The organism is Nocardioides sp. cx-173, assembly GCF_021117365.1.
Lineage (GTDB): Bacteria > Actinomycetota > Actinomycetes > Propionibacteriales > Nocardioidaceae > Nocardioides.
The window spans coordinates 2177852-2194388 of sequence record NZ_CP088262.1; the positions used below are offsets into that span (position 1 = coordinate 2177852).

Annotated in this window: 13 protein-coding genes; 5 read left to right on the plus strand and 8 right to left on the minus strand. The window is 73.8% G+C overall.

Going from position 1 to position 16537, the window contains the following annotated elements; all coding sequences use genetic code 11:
• Window positions 1–41: 41 nt before the first annotated feature.
• Both LQ940_RS10565 and LQ940_RS10570 read right to left on the minus strand, forming a co-directional pair.
• On the minus strand, window positions 42–1436 hold the full coding sequence (locus LQ940_RS10565; protein ID WP_231244564.1) for a metallopeptidase TldD-related protein: 1395 nt from the start codon (window positions 1434–1436) through the stop codon (window positions 42–44).
• Entirely contained in the window at window positions 1436–2995 is a 1560-nt protein-coding gene (locus tag LQ940_RS10570; protein ID WP_231244565.1) for a TldD/PmbA family protein, read from the minus strand. Before LQ940_RS10570 ends, LQ940_RS10565 begins: the two co-directional genes overlap by 1 nt.
• Window positions 2996–3077: 82 nt before the next feature.
• Between LQ940_RS10570 and LQ940_RS10575 the strand changes: the two genes are divergently transcribed.
• A complete protein-coding gene (locus LQ940_RS10575; RefSeq protein ID WP_231244566.1) occupies window positions 3078–3554 on the plus strand; it encodes a pyridoxamine 5'-phosphate oxidase family protein in 477 nt (158 codons plus the stop codon).
• 26 nt (window positions 3555–3580) lie between these two features.
• Here LQ940_RS10575 and LQ940_RS10580 read toward each other — a convergent pair whose 3' ends face one another.
• From LQ940_RS10580 to pepN, 4 genes are all read right to left on the minus strand, one after another.
• Complete coding sequence (locus LQ940_RS10580) at window positions 3581–6415, minus strand: AAA family ATPase (RefSeq protein WP_231244567.1); 2835 nt, start codon at window positions 6413–6415, stop codon at window positions 3581–3583.
• Window positions 6415–7587 (minus strand): exonuclease SbcCD subunit D, encoded by a 1173-nt coding sequence (locus LQ940_RS10585; protein WP_231244568.1) that lies wholly within the window; start codon window positions 7585–7587, stop codon window positions 6415–6417. The genes LQ940_RS10580 and LQ940_RS10585 overlap by 1 nt, the downstream gene beginning before the upstream one ends.
• Before the next feature lie 69 nt (window positions 7588–7656).
• Window positions 7657–8490 carry a formate dehydrogenase accessory sulfurtransferase FdhD gene (locus tag LQ940_RS10590; RefSeq protein WP_231244569.1) on the minus strand — a complete coding sequence of 278 codons (834 nt, stop codon included), beginning with the start codon at window positions 8488–8490 and terminating at the stop codon, window positions 7657–7659.
• A 1-nt stretch (window position 8491) separates the two neighbouring features.
• A complete protein-coding gene (gene pepN, locus LQ940_RS10595; protein ID WP_231244570.1) occupies window positions 8492–10939 on the minus strand; it encodes an aminopeptidase N in 2448 nt (815 codons plus the stop codon).
• Window positions 10940–11052: 113 nt separating this feature from the next.
• On the opposite strand from pepN, the gene LQ940_RS10600 reads away from it, so the two are divergent.
• Entirely contained in the window at window positions 11053–12786 is a 1734-nt protein-coding gene (locus LQ940_RS10600) for a SpoIVB peptidase S55 domain-containing protein (protein WP_231244571.1), read from the plus strand.
• A gap of 178 nt (window positions 12787–12964) precedes the next feature.
• Here LQ940_RS10600 and LQ940_RS10605 read toward each other — a convergent pair whose 3' ends face one another.
• Entirely contained in the window at window positions 12965–13963 is a 999-nt protein-coding gene (locus LQ940_RS10605; RefSeq protein ID WP_231244572.1) for an NADP-dependent oxidoreductase, read from the minus strand.
• Window positions 13964–14129: 166 nt separating this feature from the next.
• Here LQ940_RS10605 and LQ940_RS10610 point away from each other — a divergent pair, with 166 nt between their 5' ends.
• From LQ940_RS10610 to LQ940_RS10620, 3 genes are all read left to right on the plus strand, one after another.
• Window positions 14130–14279, plus strand: coding sequence for a hypothetical protein (locus LQ940_RS10610; protein WP_231244573.1), 150 nt, complete (start codon window positions 14130–14132; stop codon window positions 14277–14279).
• A gap of 66 nt (window positions 14280–14345) precedes the next feature.
• On the plus strand, window positions 14346–14807 hold the full coding sequence (locus LQ940_RS10615; protein ID WP_231244574.1) for an OsmC family protein: 462 nt from the start codon (window positions 14346–14348) through the stop codon (window positions 14805–14807).
• Window positions 14807–15694, plus strand: coding sequence for an oxidoreductase (locus tag LQ940_RS10620; protein WP_231244575.1), 888 nt, complete (start codon window positions 14807–14809; stop codon window positions 15692–15694). The genes LQ940_RS10615 and LQ940_RS10620 overlap by 1 nt, the downstream gene beginning before the upstream one ends.
• 117 nt (window positions 15695–15811) lie before the next feature.
• Here the strand turns inward: LQ940_RS10620 and LQ940_RS10625 are convergent, their stop codons facing one another.
• The gene (locus tag LQ940_RS10625) at window positions 15812–16498 is read right to left on the minus strand and encodes a peptidylprolyl isomerase (protein ID WP_231244576.1); all 687 of its coding nucleotides are present in this window, start codon (window positions 16496–16498) and stop codon (window positions 15812–15814) included.
• Window positions 16499–16537: the final 39 nt, after the last annotated feature.

Below are 16537 nucleotides of genomic sequence, written 5' to 3' on the forward strand. Positions count from 1 at the left end.
GCTCGGCACGCGGCGGCCGGGGGACGCCGCAATCGGACGACCTACATCGCCTGGGAGACGCTCGACATGTTGAAGTCCGGCACCCGCAGGGCGGGCGTGGCGGTGCGGGAGAAGTAGTCGTCGCCCCACTCCCTGCTGAAGCTCGGGACGGTCGCGGAGGCGGCGGTGAAGCGGCGCAGCAGGTCGACCGGGCTCTCGTTGAAGCGGAAGTTGTTCACCGAGCCGGTGATCTCGCCCCCCTCCACCAGGTAGACCCCGTCGCGGGTCAGTCCGGTGAGCAGCAGGCTCTGCGGGTCGACCTCGCGGATGTACCACAGGCAGGTCAGCAGCAGGCCGCGCTCGGTGCCGGCCACCAGGTCAGCCACCGACCCCTGGCCACCGTCCACGTCGAGCACCAGGTTGTCGACGACCGGAGTGACCGGCTGGTGGGTCATCTCGGCGCTGTGGCGGGTCTGCAGCAGGGACGTGAGCTCGCCGTCGCGCAGCCAGTCGGTGCGCGCGAGAGGCAGGCCGTTGTCGAAGACCGACGTCTCGTTGCCCGAGGAGGAGGCCACCACGAACGGGGCGCACTCCAGAGCGGCGTACGCCGGGTCGGAGTAGAGGTGGACGCCGGGGGAGGTGAGGCGCTCGCCGATGCGGGTGCCGCCGCCGCGCTTGCTGAAGACCGACTGGCCCTCCCACGCGACCCGGGCTCCGGCAGACCAGTAGGCGTCGATCATCAGGTCGGCCACGGCCGTGGGCGGCAGGATCGTGTCGTAGCGGCCGGCCGGCAGGTCCACCCGGCGCGAGCCCCAGGCCAGCCGGCGCTCGAGCTCGGCGTCGAGCGCGAGCGCGTCCACGCCGGAGAAGTCACGCGTGGCGCCGCCGACCCACGCGCTCTCGGTGAGCGCGGCGTTCTTGCCGGTGCACCCGTAGTGCCCGGTCGGCTGCACGTGACGCAGGCGCAGGCCGGTGGTGGAGCCGAGGTACGTCGTCGTCAGCTCGTGGTTGACGAACCCGTAGAGCACCCGACCCGCCCCGCTCGCCCGCCCGAAGGCCTCGCCGAGGGCGGGGGCGAAGTCGTCGTAGACGTGCACGTCGGTCGGCACCGGCGCGTTGTCCCAGTCGGGGGAGGCGGCACCGCGGACCAGGTCGGCGGCGTCCTCCGCCGGCGACGACGCGCGCGCGGCGGCGTCGGCCTTCTCGACCAGCGCCGTGACCTGCGCCTGGGTGCTGGCGGCCCCGCTGACCGACGCGGTCGCCACGCCGTGCGCGGTGCGGATGAAGGACACCACGGTGGCGGTGATGCCATGCATCACGCCGTTGGTGGTGAGCGTGTTGTTGGCCCAGCGCAGGTTGGCGCTGGTCGCGTCGCGGACGATGACGATGCAGTCGTCGGCCGTGGTGACCGCGAGCGCCTGGTCGACCAGGGACTGGGGGGTGGCGAGCGTGGTCATCAGTGGCCTGCCTCGTCGGTGGTGTTGAGGATCCGAACGCCGCGGAACAGCGCCGTGGGACAGCCGTGGCTCACCGCCGCCACCTGCCCGGGCTGGGCCTTGCCGCAGTTGAAGGCGCCGTGCAGCTCCCAGGTCTGGGGACCGCCCACCGCCTCCATCGAGCCCCAGAAGTCGGTGGTCGTGGCCTGGTAGGCCACGTCGCGCACCTGGCCGACCAGCTCTCCGTCGGCGATCCGGTAGAAGCGCTGCCCGGTGAACTGGAAGTTGAAGCGCTGCATATCGATCGACCAGGACTTGTCGCCGACGACGTAGAGGCCCCGCTCGACGCGGCCGATCAGCTCCTCGGTCGACGGGCCGTCGGCCGCGGGCTGCAGGGACACGTTGGCCATGCGCTGGATCGGGATGTGGCCGGGGGAGTCCGCGTAGGCGCAGCCGTTGGACCGGCCGCCGGGGTCATCGGGGCCGGCGAGCTCGGGCTTCATGTGCGCCATGGCGCGGTCGAGCTGGTAACCCACCAGCACGCCGTCGCGGACCAGGTCCCAGGACCGGGTCTGCACGCCCTCGTCGTCGTAGCCGATCGTCGAGAGACCGTGCTCGACGGTGCGGTCGCCGGTGACGTGCATGACCGGGGACCCGTAGCGCAGGGTGCCGAGCTGGTCGTAGGTCGCGAACGAGGTGCCGGCGTAGTTGGCCTCGTACCCCAGGGCCCGGTCGAGCTCGGTCGCGTGGCCGATCGACTCGTGGATGGTCAGCCACAGGTTGGACGGATGGATGACCAGGTCGTAGGTGCCGGCCTCGACGCTGGGCGCCTTGAGCTTCTCCGCCAGCAGCTCGGGCACCTGCTCGAGCTCGGCGTCCCAGTCGTGGCTGCCGTCGGTGAGGTACTCGTAGCCGCGCCCCACCGGCGGGGCGATCGAGGCCATCGAGTCGAAGGTGTCCGCACCAGCGCCCATCGCCTCGAACCCCGGCTGCAGCCGGATCCGCTGCTGCGTGATGCGGGTGCCGGCCAGGTCGGCGTAGTACTTGTTCTCTTGGACCTGCAGCAGGTACGCCGACGCGTGGTCCACCGCGGCGCCCGTGCGCAGGCGCTCGGTCCAGTCGACGAGCAGCGCGGCCTTCTCCGCGACGGGCACGTCGAGGGGGTTGGTGACGTAGGAGGACACCCAGGTGACGTCGTCGTAGACGGGCTCGGGCGCCAGCTCGACCGGGACGGCGGTCATCGACGCGGCCACGCGGGCCACGGCGACCGCGGTCTCGGCGACGGCCGCGGCCCCCGCCGGCGTCAGGTCGACACCGGAGGCGAAGCCCCACGCCCCCTGGTGGATCACGCGGACCGCGAAGCCGAGGTCCTCGGTGTCACTCGCGCCCTGCAGCGCTCCGTCACGCACGCCGATGCGCTGGTAGCGCACGCGCTCGAAGCGGAAGTCGGCGTGCGCGACCCCGAGCTCGCGCGCGCGGCTGAGCGCCGCGTCGCCCAGACTGCGATAGGGCAGGGAGGTGAAGGTCGGGTCGAGGCGGCCGAGGTCGCCGGCGTCCGCGGTGCCGCTGGTGCCACTCATGGAGCGAACCTATCCGACCGCGCGAGCGGTTTTCGCGCTCGGTGGCGGGGTACCGGCCCGCTCCCACGACCTGAGGAGATCCATGACCGAGGACGGTGACCAGCGGCGCCTGGTCGAGCTGATCGACGACATCCCGATCGCCATGCTGACGACGTTCGGGCCAGACGGTCCGCGCAGCCTGCCGATGGCGCGTCAAGAGGTCGAGCCGGGCGCCGAGATGTGGTTCATCACCGCCCGCGACACCGACCACGTGCGGGCGATCCAGGCCGAGCCGCGGGTGGCCCTGACGTTCGCGGCCCGGGACTCGTGGGTCGCCGTCACCGGGCGCGCCCACGTCATCGACGACCAGGCCAAGCTCGAGGAGCTCTGGAACACCTTCGCGGAGGCCTGGCTGCCCGGCGGCCCGGAGAACGACCAGGCCGTGCTGCTGCGCGTGGACGCCGAGCGCGGCGAGTACTGGGACACCCCCGGTGGCAAGGTCGCCTCGCTGGTCAGCTTCGCCAAGACCAAGCTCGGCGGCGACACGTTCGACGCCGACCACGGGACCGTCACGACGTGATCACTCCCGCTGATCACTCCCGCTGATCACTTCCGCAGGGCGAGCGTCGAGCCGAGGCGCGACTTCGTGACGACCAGCTGGGTCGGGATGCGGTCGCGCAGCTCGGCGACGTGGCTGACCACGCCCACGACCCGGCCGCCGTCGCGCAGGGAGTCGAGGGTGTCCATCACGTCGTCGAGGGTGTCGGCGTCGAGGGAGCCGAAGCCCTCGTCGACGAAGAGGGTGTCCAGCGCCGCGCCGCCGGCCTCCTGGGTGATCACGTCGGCCAGACCGAGCGCCAGGGCCAGGGACACCACGAAGGTCTCGCCCCCCGAGAGGGTCGCCGGATCGCGGCTCTCGCCGGACCAGTCGTCGCGCACCAGCAGGCTCAGGCCGCCGCGGGTCTCGCCCGCGCCGCGGTCGCCGGTGTGGACCAGGGAGTAGCGCTGGTCGCTCATCGTGGACAGCCGCTCGTTGGCGGCGGCGACCACCTGGCCGAGCCGGTAGGCCAGGACGTAGGCCGACAGCCGCATGCGCAGCCGGTTGTCGGGGGACTTCCCCTCGACGAACGCCGCCAGGCGCGAGGTCAGCTCGTGCTCCGCGCGCAGCGGCGTCCAATGGTCGAGCGCCACCTGGAGGTCCGCGCGCAGGGCGGCGAGGCGATCACGGCGCCGCGACCACTGGTCGAGCCGGGCCCGGCCGCGAGACAGCCGCGCCAGCGCGTCGGCGTGGGCGGCCGCGAGCGGCTCCAGGTCCGGCGCCTCGAGCGTCTCGAGCTCGTCGGCCCCCGGAGCGGCCAGCACCTCCGCGACGGCGGCGAGGCGTCCGTCGTGAGCGGCCAGCGACGCCGCGAGCGCGTCGACGCGAGCGGGGTCCAGGCAGGCATCGGCCGCGTCGGCGGGGCAGGCGAAGCCGGCCTCGCTCGCGGCCTCGTCGGCTGCCCGCAACGCCTCGCCGAGCGCGGACTCGGCGCGGCGCAGGTCCTCCAGCGCCGCCAGCGCGTGCCGCTCCCGCTCCGCGCGCGCGGACTCCGCGGCCAGCAGGGCCTCGAGGTCGTCGCAGCCGCTGCCGGCCAGGACCCCGTCCACGGCGTCGCGGAGCTCGTCGGACTCGCGGCCCAGCTGGTCGAGGCGGGCGTGGGCGTCGGCCAGCTCGCGCTCCAGGCGGCGGCGGTGCTCCTCGAGGTCGGTGCCCGGCCGGGCCGCGCCGGCGCCGTCGAGCTCGGCCAGCACGAGGGCGCGCTCGGCGCGCAGGTCCGGGAGCGTCCGGTCGCCGGCGCGCGACTCGAGCGCGGCCCGCAGGGTCGACAGGTCGCGCAGCTCGACGTCGCGGAGGTGCTCGGTGGCCTTGGCGTCGTCGACCTCGCGCAGCGCGGCCTTCTCGGCGGCGGCATCGGGCGCTCCGGGAAGCGGCGCCGCCTTCAGCGGGTGCTCGGCCGACCCGCACACCGGACAGCAGGCGCCGACGGCCAGGGCCCCCGCGATCTCACCGGCCATGCTCTCCAGCCGGGCCTCGCGCACCGCGAGCAGCCGCTCCTGCAGGCCCAGGGCGGTCTCGCGGGCGGCGTTCCACGCCTCGTGGGCGACCAGGAGCTGCGCGGACACGGTGGCGAGCTCCTCGTGGACCGCGATCTGGGCGTCCACGTCGGCCAGCCGGCCGCGCGCCTCGACCAGCCCGAGCTCGCGGCGCAATGCCGCGGCGTGCGGCTCCAGGCGCGCGGCCTCACGGGCCGCGGCGCGCAGGCGCAGCGAGGCGGGCTCCAACGCCCGCACCCGGGCGACCGACTCGACGGCCGCGTGGAGGCGGCGCGCCGCCTCGTCGGGGTCGCGCACCTCGAGCCGGGCCGCGGACTCCACGGCCCGGTCGTGCTGCGCTTGGGCCTGGGTCGCCAGTCGGAGCAGAGGCGCGACGGCGGCGGCGCGCCGTGCGGCGTCGAGCCGCACCCGCGCCCGGGCCACCTCCTCGGCCTGCGCCTGGAGCCGGTCGCGCTCCTCGCGCGCGGCCCGGTGGCGGGTGAGCCGCTCATGGGCCGCGCGGGCCGCCTCGACCGCACGCCGTACGTCGCTCTCGGCGCCCGTCGCGGCGTCCGCCTCGGCGGCGGCCTCGAGCGCCGCGCGCGTCGCCTCGCTCAGCAGGTCGTCGGCCCAGTCGGGCAGCGCCCCCTCGGCCGCGGCGTCGGTGAGGTCGCGGATGTCCCAGGCCTCGGGCAGCGGGGTCGCCGCGGTCTCGCTGATCCGGCTCACGAGGTCCGCGACCCCCTGGTGGGCCTCGTCGCAGGACCGGCGCAGCGCCACGCGTCGGTCGCGCAGCCAGCGCTCCGCGTCGGCGAAGCGGCCGGTGCGGAAGAGCTGCTGCAGGACCGCGTGGCGCTCCTCGGAGCGCGCGCGCAGGAAGGTCTGGAAGCGTCCTTGCGGGAGCATCGCGACCTGGGTGAACTGGGTGACGTTCATGCCCACCAGGCGGCCCACGAGGTGGCCGGTCTCGTCGAGACGCCCGGACAGGTGACGCCACTCGCCCCCGACGCGCTCGAAGAGGGCGACGCGGGACTGCTCGGTGGTGGTGCCGGCGCCGCGCTTCTTGGGGCGCTCCCACGCCGGCGAGCGGACGATGCGGAAGCGCCGACCGGACAGGGTGGCCTCGAGGGTGACCTCCGGGCCGACCCCGGGGTCGGCCTGGTCGGAGCGGAGCCGGCGCGCAGCGTTGCGCTCGCCCGGGACGTCGCCGTAGAGCGCGAAGCAGACCGCGTCGAGCACGCTGGTCTTGCCGGCGCCGGTGGCTCCGGAGAGCAGGAACAGGCCCGCCTCGGAGAGGCTGTCGAAGTCGACCGAGACGGTGTCGGCGAAGGGGCCGAAGGCGGTGGCGCTGAGGTGGTGCAGCCGCATCAGCCCGCACCGTCCTCGCGCACCAGGCCGTCGACGTCGGAGTCCTCGCAGCAGGCGTCGACCGCGCGGGAGAGCAGCGCCGCCTCGGCCGGGTCGGGTGGGCCTCCGCGCATGTCGGCCATGAACTCCAGCGCGATGTCGCGGTCGGTGCGGGCGTGGGTGGCCAGGGCGGGTAGCGCTCCCAGGGCGGGGGCGGCGGCGTCGAAGCGCAGCACGAGCGTGTGCGGGAAGCGGCGCTGCAGGCGCTCCATCGCCCGGCTGGGGCGCGCGGTGTCGATGAGCGTGGCCTCGACCCAGGCGTGCTCGTGCTCGGCCAGCCGCGGGTCGGTCAGGAGGGTCTCGAGGTCGCCGCGCAGCCGCGAGACCCGCCGCGGCACCGGGGCCTCCAGGAAGTGGGCGCCGGCGAGACCCTGCGCGTCGAGCTCGACCAGCCACGATCCCTTGCGGTGGCCGGCCTCCGAGAACGAGTAGGCGAGGGGCGAGCCGCTGTAGCGCACGGAGTCGGTGAGGCTGTGCGCGCCGTGCAGGTGGCCCAGCGCCGCGTAGTCGACGCCGTCGAAGACGCTGGTGGGCACCAGGGACACCCCACCGACCGAGATGTCGCGCTCGGAGTCGCTCGGGGCCGCGCCGGCGACGAACGCGTGGGCCAGCACCACCGACCGCGTCCCCGCCGGCCGCGTGGCGAGGTCGGCTCGCACCTGGGCCATGGCGTGGGCCAGCGCCGCCTCGTGGGAGCGTCGTGGCAGGCCCCATGGCTCCATCAACGCAGTCGGGTCGAGGTAGGGCAGGCCGTAGACCGCGACCGGACCGTGCGCGTCGTCCAGCAGCACCGGGGTGGCGCACCTGGCCGCGTCGGTGCGGATGTGGACCCCGGCGGCGGCGATCAGGCGCGAGCTGAACCCGAGCCGCCGGGCCGAGTCGTGGTTGCCGCTGATGAGGACGACGTGGGCGCGCGAGGCCGCCAGCCGGACCAGCGCGTCGTCGGCCAGCAGCACCGCGTCGACACCGGGCAGCGCGCGGTCGTAGACGTCGCCGGACACGACCACCACGTCGACCCGCTCGGACTCGACGACCTCGAGCAGGTGGTCCACGAAACCGGCCTGGTGCGCGAGCATCCCCTCGCGGTGGAAGGACCGTCCGAGGTGCCAGTCGGAGGTGTGGAGGAGGCGCACACGATCAACCTAGGCGGCGCCGCCGACACCCCGGCCGCCCCACGCCGCAGCAGGCGGGAGAGCCCGGTCTCACCCGGTGTAGCGCACCGCCCGCGTCTCGCTGGTGAAGCCGTACAGCACCAGCCCCGCCCGCCGCGCCAGGGCGACCGACAGGCTGGTGGGCGCGCCGACCGAGACCAGCGACCCGACGCCCGCGCTGACCGCCTTCTGCACCAGCTCGAACCCCGCCCGCCCGCTCACCACGAGGCACGCGGCGGCGGGGGAGGATCCGGACAGGAGCCGGGCACCGGCGGCCTTGTCGACGGCGTTGTGCCGCCCCACGTCCTCGCGCACGACCAGCGCCTGGCCGGCCGCGGTGAAGAGACCGGCCGCGTGCACCCCACCGGTGCGGGCGAAGAGCGGCTGGTGCTCGCGCAGCAGGCCGGGCAGGCGGCGTACGACGTCGGGGGAGGGCAGCTCGCCGTCCCACGGCCGCCCGGCGGTCACCGCCAGCGCCTCCCTGACGCTGTCCTTGCCGCAGACCCCGCAGGCCGACGAGCCGGCCGAGCGCGCGTCGTGGCGGTGACCCGGGTCCGTGGACGGGGGGCTCGCCAGGGTGACCGTGACGACGTTGAACTCCTGCTCGGCGGTGAGGTCGGCGTCGGTGCAGTAGGCGACCCCGGCGACCTGGCCCGGCCCCGCGAGCCCCTCGTGCAGCAGCCAACCCGCCGCGAGCTCGAAGTCGTGGCCGGGGGTCCGCATGGTCACCCACACCCGGCGCGCCGGAGCCCCCGGCCAGGCGAGCCGGATCTCGAGCGGCTCCTCGGTGGCGAGCCGGTCCTCGCGGCGGCGTACGGCGTCGGCTCTCATCTCCTCCACGCGGGTGCGCGTGGTGGGGCCGGGACGCCGGGCGAGCTCGGACACCTCAGCTCCTCGGGTACGCCGCCCGGACGGCCAGCATCCGGCGCAGCTGGTCGGCCCGGTCGCTCAGGCGCCGCTGGAGGGACAGGTCCAGGTCGGCGCGCGAGAGCAGCGCCTCGGTGTGCGCGAGGGTGGCCTCGTCCAGCGCACCCTCGGGGAAGAAGGCGTCGCCGGCCTGGGCCAGCACCCAGCCGCTGCGCACCGCGACCGTGCCGGGCAGGTCGTCGAAGTAGCGCGCGACGTAGGGCGCCGTGAGGTGCTCCTGGCCCGCACGCCACATGCCCAGTCCGGCGGCCTCGATCTCGTAGTTGGGGACGTCGACCTCGCCGGTGAAGCGCGACCAGGCGTACTCCTTGGCCTCCGCGGTCGGCAGCGAGGCCCGCGCCCGGGTGTGCTCGACGCGCGACACCGTGGTCGGCTCGTCGGCGAGGGCGGCGTCCAGGGTGGCGGCGTCGGTCGCTCCGAGGGCGGCCAGGCGCACCAGCACCCGCCACCGCAGGTCCAGGTCCGACTCGATCCCCTCGGGCAGGCTGCCGGCGAGCCAGGTCTCCAGCCGCTGCGGGTCGGCTCCGGAGGCGACCGCCGTACGGAAGGCGGCGAGCTGGATCTCCGAGCCCGCCGGGGAGGTCTCGAGACGGCTCAGAGCAGCGGCGTGGACCCGGGCGAGCGCGTCACCGCCGGCCAGCGGCACGACGGTCGAGAGCACCCAGGGCAGGGTGTGGCGCGCGGTGAGCTCGGTGTCCTCGACCGGGAGCCGGGTCTCCACCAGGTCCATGACGTCGGCGGGGTCGATCGCCGCGTTGTGGAGCGCGCTGCGCACGGCGTTCCACGCGCCCGCGAGCAGGGCGCCGTCGGCGATCGAGGGGAGCAGGGTCTTGAGCGCCTCGACGGTCAGCCGGTCGGGCGGGAAGACGCCCCAGCTGTCCTCGTAGGGGTCGATGATCACCGGGTGGTCGCCGGCATCGAACGGCGTCTCCGGACCTTCGATGCGGACCTCGGAGGTCCGCCAGGTGCCCTCCTCGGCGCGGGCCACGCGCAGCACGTGGGTGCGGTCCGCGGGATGCTCCGGCGGCGAGGTACGGCGCAGGGTCGCGGCCGGCCGGTCGAGCACGACCGTGTCCGGACCGGCGGTGCGCAGCCATCCGGTCGTGAAGGAGCCCAGGTCCGGCGCCCCGGCCTTCTCCCAGCTGGAGAAGAGGTCCTGCATCGTGGCGTTGCCGAACCGGTGTCGGTCGAGGTGGTCGATGACGCCGTCGAAGAACACCCGGTCGCCGAGCCGGGCGTTGAGCTGCTTGAGCACGCTGGAGCCCTTGGCGTAGGAGATCCCGTCGAAGTCCTGCAGCGCCGCGACCGCGTCGACGGCGCCGTTGCCGGCGACGGGGTGGGTGCTCGGGCGCTGGTCGGCGACCAGTCCCCACTGCCGCCGAGCCCAGGCCTGGTGCACCCAGGCGTCGTCGTACCGGGTGACGTCGGCGGTGACCCGGTTGCCCATGTACTCGGCGAAGGACTCGTTGAGCCACAGGTCGTCCCACCACTGGGGGGTCACGATGTTGCCGAACCACTGGTGCGCCATCTCGTGGGCCACCGTGGTCGCGCGCAGGACCCGGGCGCCGCGGGTGACGCGGGAGGTGAAGACCAGCTGGTCGCGCAGGGTGACGCAACCGGGGTTCTCCATGGCCCCGGCGTTGAACTCCGGCACGAATGCCTGGTGGTAGTCGCCGAAGGGGTAGCGGATCCCGAACAGCCGGTGGAACTCGTCGAAGCACTGCCGGGTCATCGTGAAGAGCTCGTCGGCGTCCTTGTCCAGGTCGGCGGCGAGGCTCGCGCGGGCGCTGAGGCCCAGCGGGATGCCGTCGTGCTCGTCGCGGAGCAGGTGGTAGGGGCCGGCGACGAGGGTGACGAAGTACGTCGACAGCGGCGGCGTGGTCGCCAGCTCCCAGACGCCGGGCTCGGGGTTGGTCGCCGGGGCGTTGCCGAGGACGACCCAGTCGTCGGGCGCGCGCACGTGGAAGGTGTAGGGCGCCTTGAGGTCCGGCTGGTCGAAGCAGGCGAAGATGCTGGGCGCGGCGTCCATGAAGGACATGCCGTAGACGTAGTGGCGGCCGTCGGCCGGATCGACGCTGCGGTGCAGGCCCTCGCCGTCGTTGCGGAAGGGCATCACGGCGTCGACGACCAGCTCGTGCTCGCCCGCCTCGGTGTCGAGGGGCAGACGTCCGCGGTCCAGCCGCTCGGGGTCGAGCCGGCGTCCGTCCAGGGTCACCGCGTTCACGCGTGCGGGCTTCAGGTCCAGGAACGTCGGCCCGCCGTGGCTGGTGAAGCGCACCGTGGTCACCGAGCCGAACGTCTCCTCCTCGGAGGCGAGGTCGAGGCGGACATCGTAGGAGGTCACGGAGAGCAGAGCCCGCCGCTCCTGGGCCTCGGTGCGTTGCAGGCTGCGGCTCTGGCTCGTCATCTCGCCAGCCTATGTCCCACATTCCAGCCGGCTGAGGGCAACCAGGGGCGACGGGGAGGCGTCTTAGATGCAGGCGCGCGTGTGCGTGCCGTCCTCGGGAGGAAGGCCCCGCCATGTCACTACCCACCGTCCAGCGTCGAGGGGCCACCCTGGTCGCCCTCGCGTCCACCCTCGGGCTGCTCCTGGCCGCCCCGTTCACGACGTCACCGGCGGTCTCGGTGCCGCCGGCCGGCGACTGCACCGCGGCGTTCCCGCTCGACGAGGTCGCGGCCGGCCAGGTCGTCCGAGGGCTGACCGTCGAGTCCGGCGTCACCCCCCAACCGTTCGACGGCGAGGTGCTGGGCGTCCTCGACGACGGCATCGGCGCCGGAGTCGACATGATCATGATGAGCCTCGACTCGCCGGCCATCCAGCGCGCCGGCGGCATCTGGCAGGGCATGTCCGGCTCACCGGTCTACGACGCCGCCGACGGCCGCCTCATCGGCGCCGTCGCCTACGGCCTCTCCTACGGCCCGTCGCCGATCGCCGGGATCACCCCCTTCGAGGACATGGACGACTACCTCGCCTCGGCCGCCCAGGGCCCGGGCCGGGTGCGGATCGGCCCGGCGATGGCGAAGCGGATCGCTCAGCACAGCGACGTCACCGCCCGACAGGCCGCGCAGGGCGCGCGCCACCTGCCGATGCCGCTCGGTGTCTCCGGCATCAGCGCGCACCGGCTCGCCGCGGCGAAGCAGCTGCCCTACGTCACCAAGGACGCCTACGTCGCCGGGCGCGCGAGCTCGTCGGCCGTACCCGCCGACATCGTGGCCGGTGGCAACATCGCGGCCTCGGTCGCCTACGGCGACGTCACCCTCGCCGGTGTCGGCACCGCGACCCAGGTCTGCGACGGCCGCGTGGTCGGCTTCGGGCACCCGATGTACTTCAGTGGCCCGGCCTCGATGAGCATGCACCCGGCCGAGGCGATCTACGTGCAGCCCGACTCCCTCGGCGCACCGTTCAAGGTCGCCAACCTGTCTGCGCCGGCGGGCACGATCACCGACGACCGGCTGACCGGCATCACCGGCACCTACGAGGTCCTCCCCAAGGCGACCACGGTCACCTCGGACCTCACCATGGGCGCTCGCCACCGCGTGGGGTCGACCCAGGTGACCGAGCCGCGCGCGGCGGCGGAGGCGACCTTCTACCAGCTGATCGGCAACCACGACCGGGTCGTCGACGGCGCCATCGCAGGCACCGAGACCCAGTCGTGGAGGATCACCGGCCGCGACGCCTCCGGGAAGCCGTTCGGCATCACCGTCGGCGAGCGCTTCACCTCGCGCGAGGACATCACCTACGAGGCCAGCGTCGCGCTGGCCGACCTCGTCTACGCGTTCACCACGCTGCCCGGGGTGACCGTGGACGCGGTCACCTCCACTGGCGCGGTCACGACCAGCACGGCGACGTACCGGCTCCGGGGCGTGCAGCAGCTGCGCCAGGGCCAATGGGTGCCCCTGGGCCGCAAGGAGCCGGCGCTCGCCAAGGCCGGCCGCAAGCTGTACCTGCGGGCGGTGCTGTCCGGTCCCGCCGGCCAGAAGCTGGTGCGCAGCACCTTCATCGTGCCCAAGCGCGCCTCCGGGATGCGCGGGATGGCGATGTTCGAGGGTGGAGGCTCTATCTACTCCGAGGGCGTCTCCGCCGAGTCGCTGCCGGGGCTGCTGAAGCAGCTCAAGGGCGCCGTGCGCAACGACGAGCTGACGGCCGCCTTGGGCCTGTCCGGCCGCGGCCCCGGTATCGAGCGCTCGCAGGTGCTCGGCCCGGTCGGCCTGGTGGTCGAGGGGTTCCGGCAGGTGCGCGTGATCGTGCGCTGATACGGCGCGCCTGACCCGCCGCGCCCGGGCCCGCCGTTTCGGTGGGTCCGGGCGCGCGAGGTTTGGTCACCCACCGCATGCGCGGGGGAGTGGAGCCTGCGGTTTGGTCACAAACCTGCGGTACTGGCCGGTAGAACCTGCGGTTTGTGACCAAACCGCGCGGGCTCGGGCCGCGGGGCTACAGCCGCACGAGCATCTTGCCGACGTTGTCACCGGAGTACAGGCCGCGGAACGCATCGACCATCGAGTCCAACCCGTCGACGAACGTCTCGCGGTAGACCAGGTCGCCGGCGGCCAGCCAGGCGCCGGCGTCACGGTAGAAGTCCGAGGCGGCCTCCTGGTGGTTGGAGACGGTGAAGCCGCGCAGGGTGAGCCGCTTGGTGACGATCATCATCAGGTTGCGAGGTCCCGGCTCGGGCGCCTCGGCGTTGTAGCCGGCGATCGCCCCGCACGCCGCGATCCGGCCGAAGTCGGCCATGTGGAAGATCGCTCCCTCGAGGTGCTCGCCGCCGACGTTGTCGAAGTAGACGTCGATCGGCGCGTGCGGCGCCAGCTGCTCGGCCACGGGTCCGTCGTGGTAGTCGAAGGCCGCGTCGAAGCCCAGCTCGTCGACCAGCCACGCCACCTTCTCTCGCGACCCGGCCGAGCCGACCACCTTCCCCGCGCCCAGCAGGCGCGCGATCTGCCCGGCCACCGAGCCGACCGCCCCGGCCGCACCCGAGACGTACACGGTGTCGCCCTCGCGCATCTCGGCGATGCGGGTGAGTCCCACGTACGCCGTGAGGCCGGGCATGCCGAGGACGCCGAGGTACGCCGAGGCCGGTGCGCGCCCGGTGTCGAGCGGCCGGGCGTGGGCGGCGGGCAGGACGGCGTGCTCGCGCCACCCCGCCATGTGCAGCACGGTGTCGCCGGGGCGGAGCCGGTCCGACCTCGACTCCTCGACCACGCCGACGGCGCCGCCGTCGAGCGGGGCGTCCAGCGCGAAGGGTGGGACGTAGGACTTCACGTCGTTCATGCGCCCGCGCATGTAGGGGTCGACGGAGAGGAACGTGTTGCGCACCAGCACCTCGTTCTCGCCGAGGTCCGGCAGGCTCACTTCGACGGTTCGGAAGTGCTCGGGACCCGGCAGCCCGGAGGGACGGGCGGACAGGTGGATCTCGCGGGTGTGCGTGGGCATGAGAGCGATCCTGCCAGGGTGGCGCAGCCCTGCGACCGGTGGCCGGGATCACGTCGCCGTGGAAGCCGCCACGGACCCGGCGGCCCTCTAGGATGTAAGGGGCGAGGGAGCCATCTAGCCATTACCGAACATGACCCGGAGTTCCGGGTCGAGAGGATGAATCACCATGATCATGCAGCTGCACCTGGCCCGAGGAGTCGTCAACGGACGGGTCCACTCCGACCAGGACCCCGTACAGCTGCGTGACGTGGAGCTCGCCTCCCGCGAGGCGCGGCGGGTGCGCCGCGCCGCCGCCCGCCGTACCCGCCAGCGCTGACCTGCCGCCGCCTGCTGACGGGCCGCTGCGGCTCTGCCGGCAAGCGGTTCTGGCAGGGTGGGCGTCATGACGACGCAGCCCGCCCCGGAGACCGGCCCCGACACCTGGCGCGGGATCGACCTGACCCGCATCGGCGAGGGCCGCTACAAGGCCACCAACGCCCGCGGCGGACTGGTGCCGATCGGCAGCGGCGGCGACGATCCCGACTTCACCCCGGTCGAGCTGCTCCTGGCCGCCCTGGCCGGGTGCGCGGCCGTCACCGTCGACGAGCTCACCAGCCGCCGCGCCGAGCCGCTGTCCTTCGACATGACCGCCGAGGGTCACAAGGTCCGCGACGACGGAGGCCAGCACCTCGTGGGTCTGACCGTCACCTTCGACGTCACCTTCCCCGAGGGTGAGGCCGGCGACGCCGCACGAGAGTTCCTGCCGCTCGCCGTCCGCAAGACGCACGAGCGCATCTGCACCGTCTCACGCACCGTGGAGCTGGGTACGCCGGTGACGTACACCGTCGCCGAGCCTCACGGCTGATGGCGGCTCCCCGGGTCGCCCCCTGGACCGAGGTGCCGCGCCAGGAGGGCCGGCGCTTCGTCGTCACCGGGGCCAACAGCGGCATCGGCTTCGAGACCGCCAAGGCCCTGGCCGCCCGGGGCGCCTGCGTCGTCCTCGCCGTGCGCAACCGGGCGAAGGGGAAGGAGGCCGCCGCGCGCATGACGGGCGACGTGGAGGTCCGCGAGCTCGACGTCTCCGACCTGGGCTCGGTACGCGCGTTCGCCGCCGACCTCGGCGAGGTGGACGTGCTGGTCAACAACGCCGGCGTCCTCGGCGTCCCCTTCGGGCTGAGCCCCGACGGCGTGGAGCTGCACCTCGCGACCAACCACCTCGGCCACTTCGCGCTGGCCAACCTGCTGCTTCCCCGGCTGAGCGACCGGGTCGTGGTGGTGGGCTCCCTGTCCCACCGCTCCGGGGTCCTGGACCTCGACGACCTGGACTGGCAGCGGCGCGGCTACTCGCCGTACGCCGCGTACGCGCAGTCCAAGCTCGCCACCCTGCTGTTCCTCGCCGAGCTCCAGCGCCGGCTGACCGCTGCCGGCTCGACGCTGCGGGCGACCGGCGCGCACCCCGGGTCGAGCGCCACCGCGATCACGGCCGGCACCGGCAACCGGCTCACGACCTGGGTCGGCTCCTGGGGACACGGCCTGGTCGGCATGCCGCCCTGGAAGGGAGCGCTGCCGATCCTCTACGCCGCCACCTTGGACGTCCCCGGCAACACCTACGTCGGCCCGCACCGGCTCGGGGAGATGAGCGGCTGGCCGGTCGGCGTCGGGCGCAGCCGCAGCGCCACCGACCCCGACCTCGCCAAGGCCCTCTGGGAGGTCTCCGAGTCGCTCAGCGGGGTCACCTTCCCGCTGGCCTGAGCCCGTGGTTTGGTCACAAACCGCACGTCCGGGCGGGCAGCACCCGCGGTTTGTGACCAAACCGCGCCGTTGACGCCGGGCCGCGCAGGTCGACAACCCCGCACGATCAGGCGCGCATCACTCGACGGTGATGTCCTCGATGACGACGGGGACGACGGGCTGGCCCTCGGGGGCGCCGCCGGCGACACCCTTCTCGGCGATGTCGGTGAGGATCTTGAGGTCGTCCTCGTCCACCTGGCCGAAGACCGTGTAGTCGCTGGGGATGGCCCAGCGGCCGTGGACGAAGAAGAACTGCGACCCGTTGGTGTCGGGGCCGGCGTTGGCCATCGCCATAGTTCCGGGCGGGTACTCCTCGTCGCCGCTCAGCTCGTCCGCGTAGCTGTATCCCGGCCCGCCGCTGCCGGTGCCGGTCGGGTCGCCGCACTGCAGCACCTCGACGGCCACGGCGTCCCCGACGGTCAGCCGGTGACAGGACGTCCCGTCGTAGTAGCCCTGCGCCGCCAGCGAGGTGAACGAGTTGACCGTGCACGGCGCCCGCTTCGCGTCGAGGGTCACGTGCAGGTCCCCGGCGGAGGTGACGATCGTCGTCTTGACCTCCCCGTCGTACGCCGCGCGGTCGGCCGGCAGGTCGACGGAGGACGACGCGCCGGGGGCAGGCTCGTAGGTGCACGGCGCGCCGTCGGGATTGGTCGGCTGCGTCGAGGAGGAGTCGGAGGTGTTCTCGTTCCCCGTGTCGTCACCGCACCCGGCGAGGCCGGCCATCAGGACTGCGGCCGCGAGGGCGGCGAGGGGTCGCGTGAGCATGGGCACGATCGTAGGGGAGCGGCCCGGCGCCGCGATCGC

What these genes read in the sequence shown, in the direction of transcription:
- LQ940_RS10565 (WP_231244564.1), bottom strand. Translation starts at nt 1,436, where the DNA reads ATGACCACGCTCGCCACCCCCCAGTCCCTGGTCGACCAGGCGCTCGCG.
- LQ940_RS10570 (WP_231244565.1), bottom strand. Translation starts at nt 2,995, where the DNA reads ATGAGTGGCACCAGCGGCACCGCGGACGCCGGCGACCTCGGCCGCCTC.
- LQ940_RS10575 (WP_231244566.1), top strand. Translation starts at nt 3,078, where the DNA reads ATGACCGAGGACGGTGACCAGCGGCGCCTGGTCGAGCTGATCGACGAC.
- LQ940_RS10580 (WP_231244567.1), bottom strand. Translation starts at nt 6,415, where the DNA reads ATGCGGCTGCACCACCTCAGCGCCACCGCCTTCGGCCCCTTCGCCGAC.
- pepN (WP_231244570.1), bottom strand. Translation starts at nt 10,939, where the DNA reads ATGACGAGCCAGAGCCGCAGCCTGCAACGCACCGAGGCCCAGGAGCGG.
- LQ940_RS10600 (WP_231244571.1), top strand. Translation starts at nt 11,053, where the DNA reads ATGTCACTACCCACCGTCCAGCGTCGAGGGGCCACCCTGGTCGCCCTC.
- LQ940_RS10605 (WP_231244572.1), bottom strand. Translation starts at nt 13,963, where the DNA reads ATGCCCACGCACACCCGCGAGATCCACCTGTCCGCCCGTCCCTCCGGG.
- LQ940_RS10610 (WP_231244573.1), top strand. Translation starts at nt 14,130, where the DNA reads ATGATCATGCAGCTGCACCTGGCCCGAGGAGTCGTCAACGGACGGGTC.
- LQ940_RS10615 (WP_231244574.1), top strand. Translation starts at nt 14,346, where the DNA reads ATGACGACGCAGCCCGCCCCGGAGACCGGCCCCGACACCTGGCGCGGG.
- LQ940_RS10620 (WP_231244575.1), top strand. Translation starts at nt 14,807, where the DNA reads ATGGCGGCTCCCCGGGTCGCCCCCTGGACCGAGGTGCCGCGCCAGGAG.
- LQ940_RS10625 (WP_231244576.1), bottom strand. Translation starts at nt 16,498, where the DNA reads ATGCTCACGCGACCCCTCGCCGCCCTCGCGGCCGCAGTCCTGATGGCC.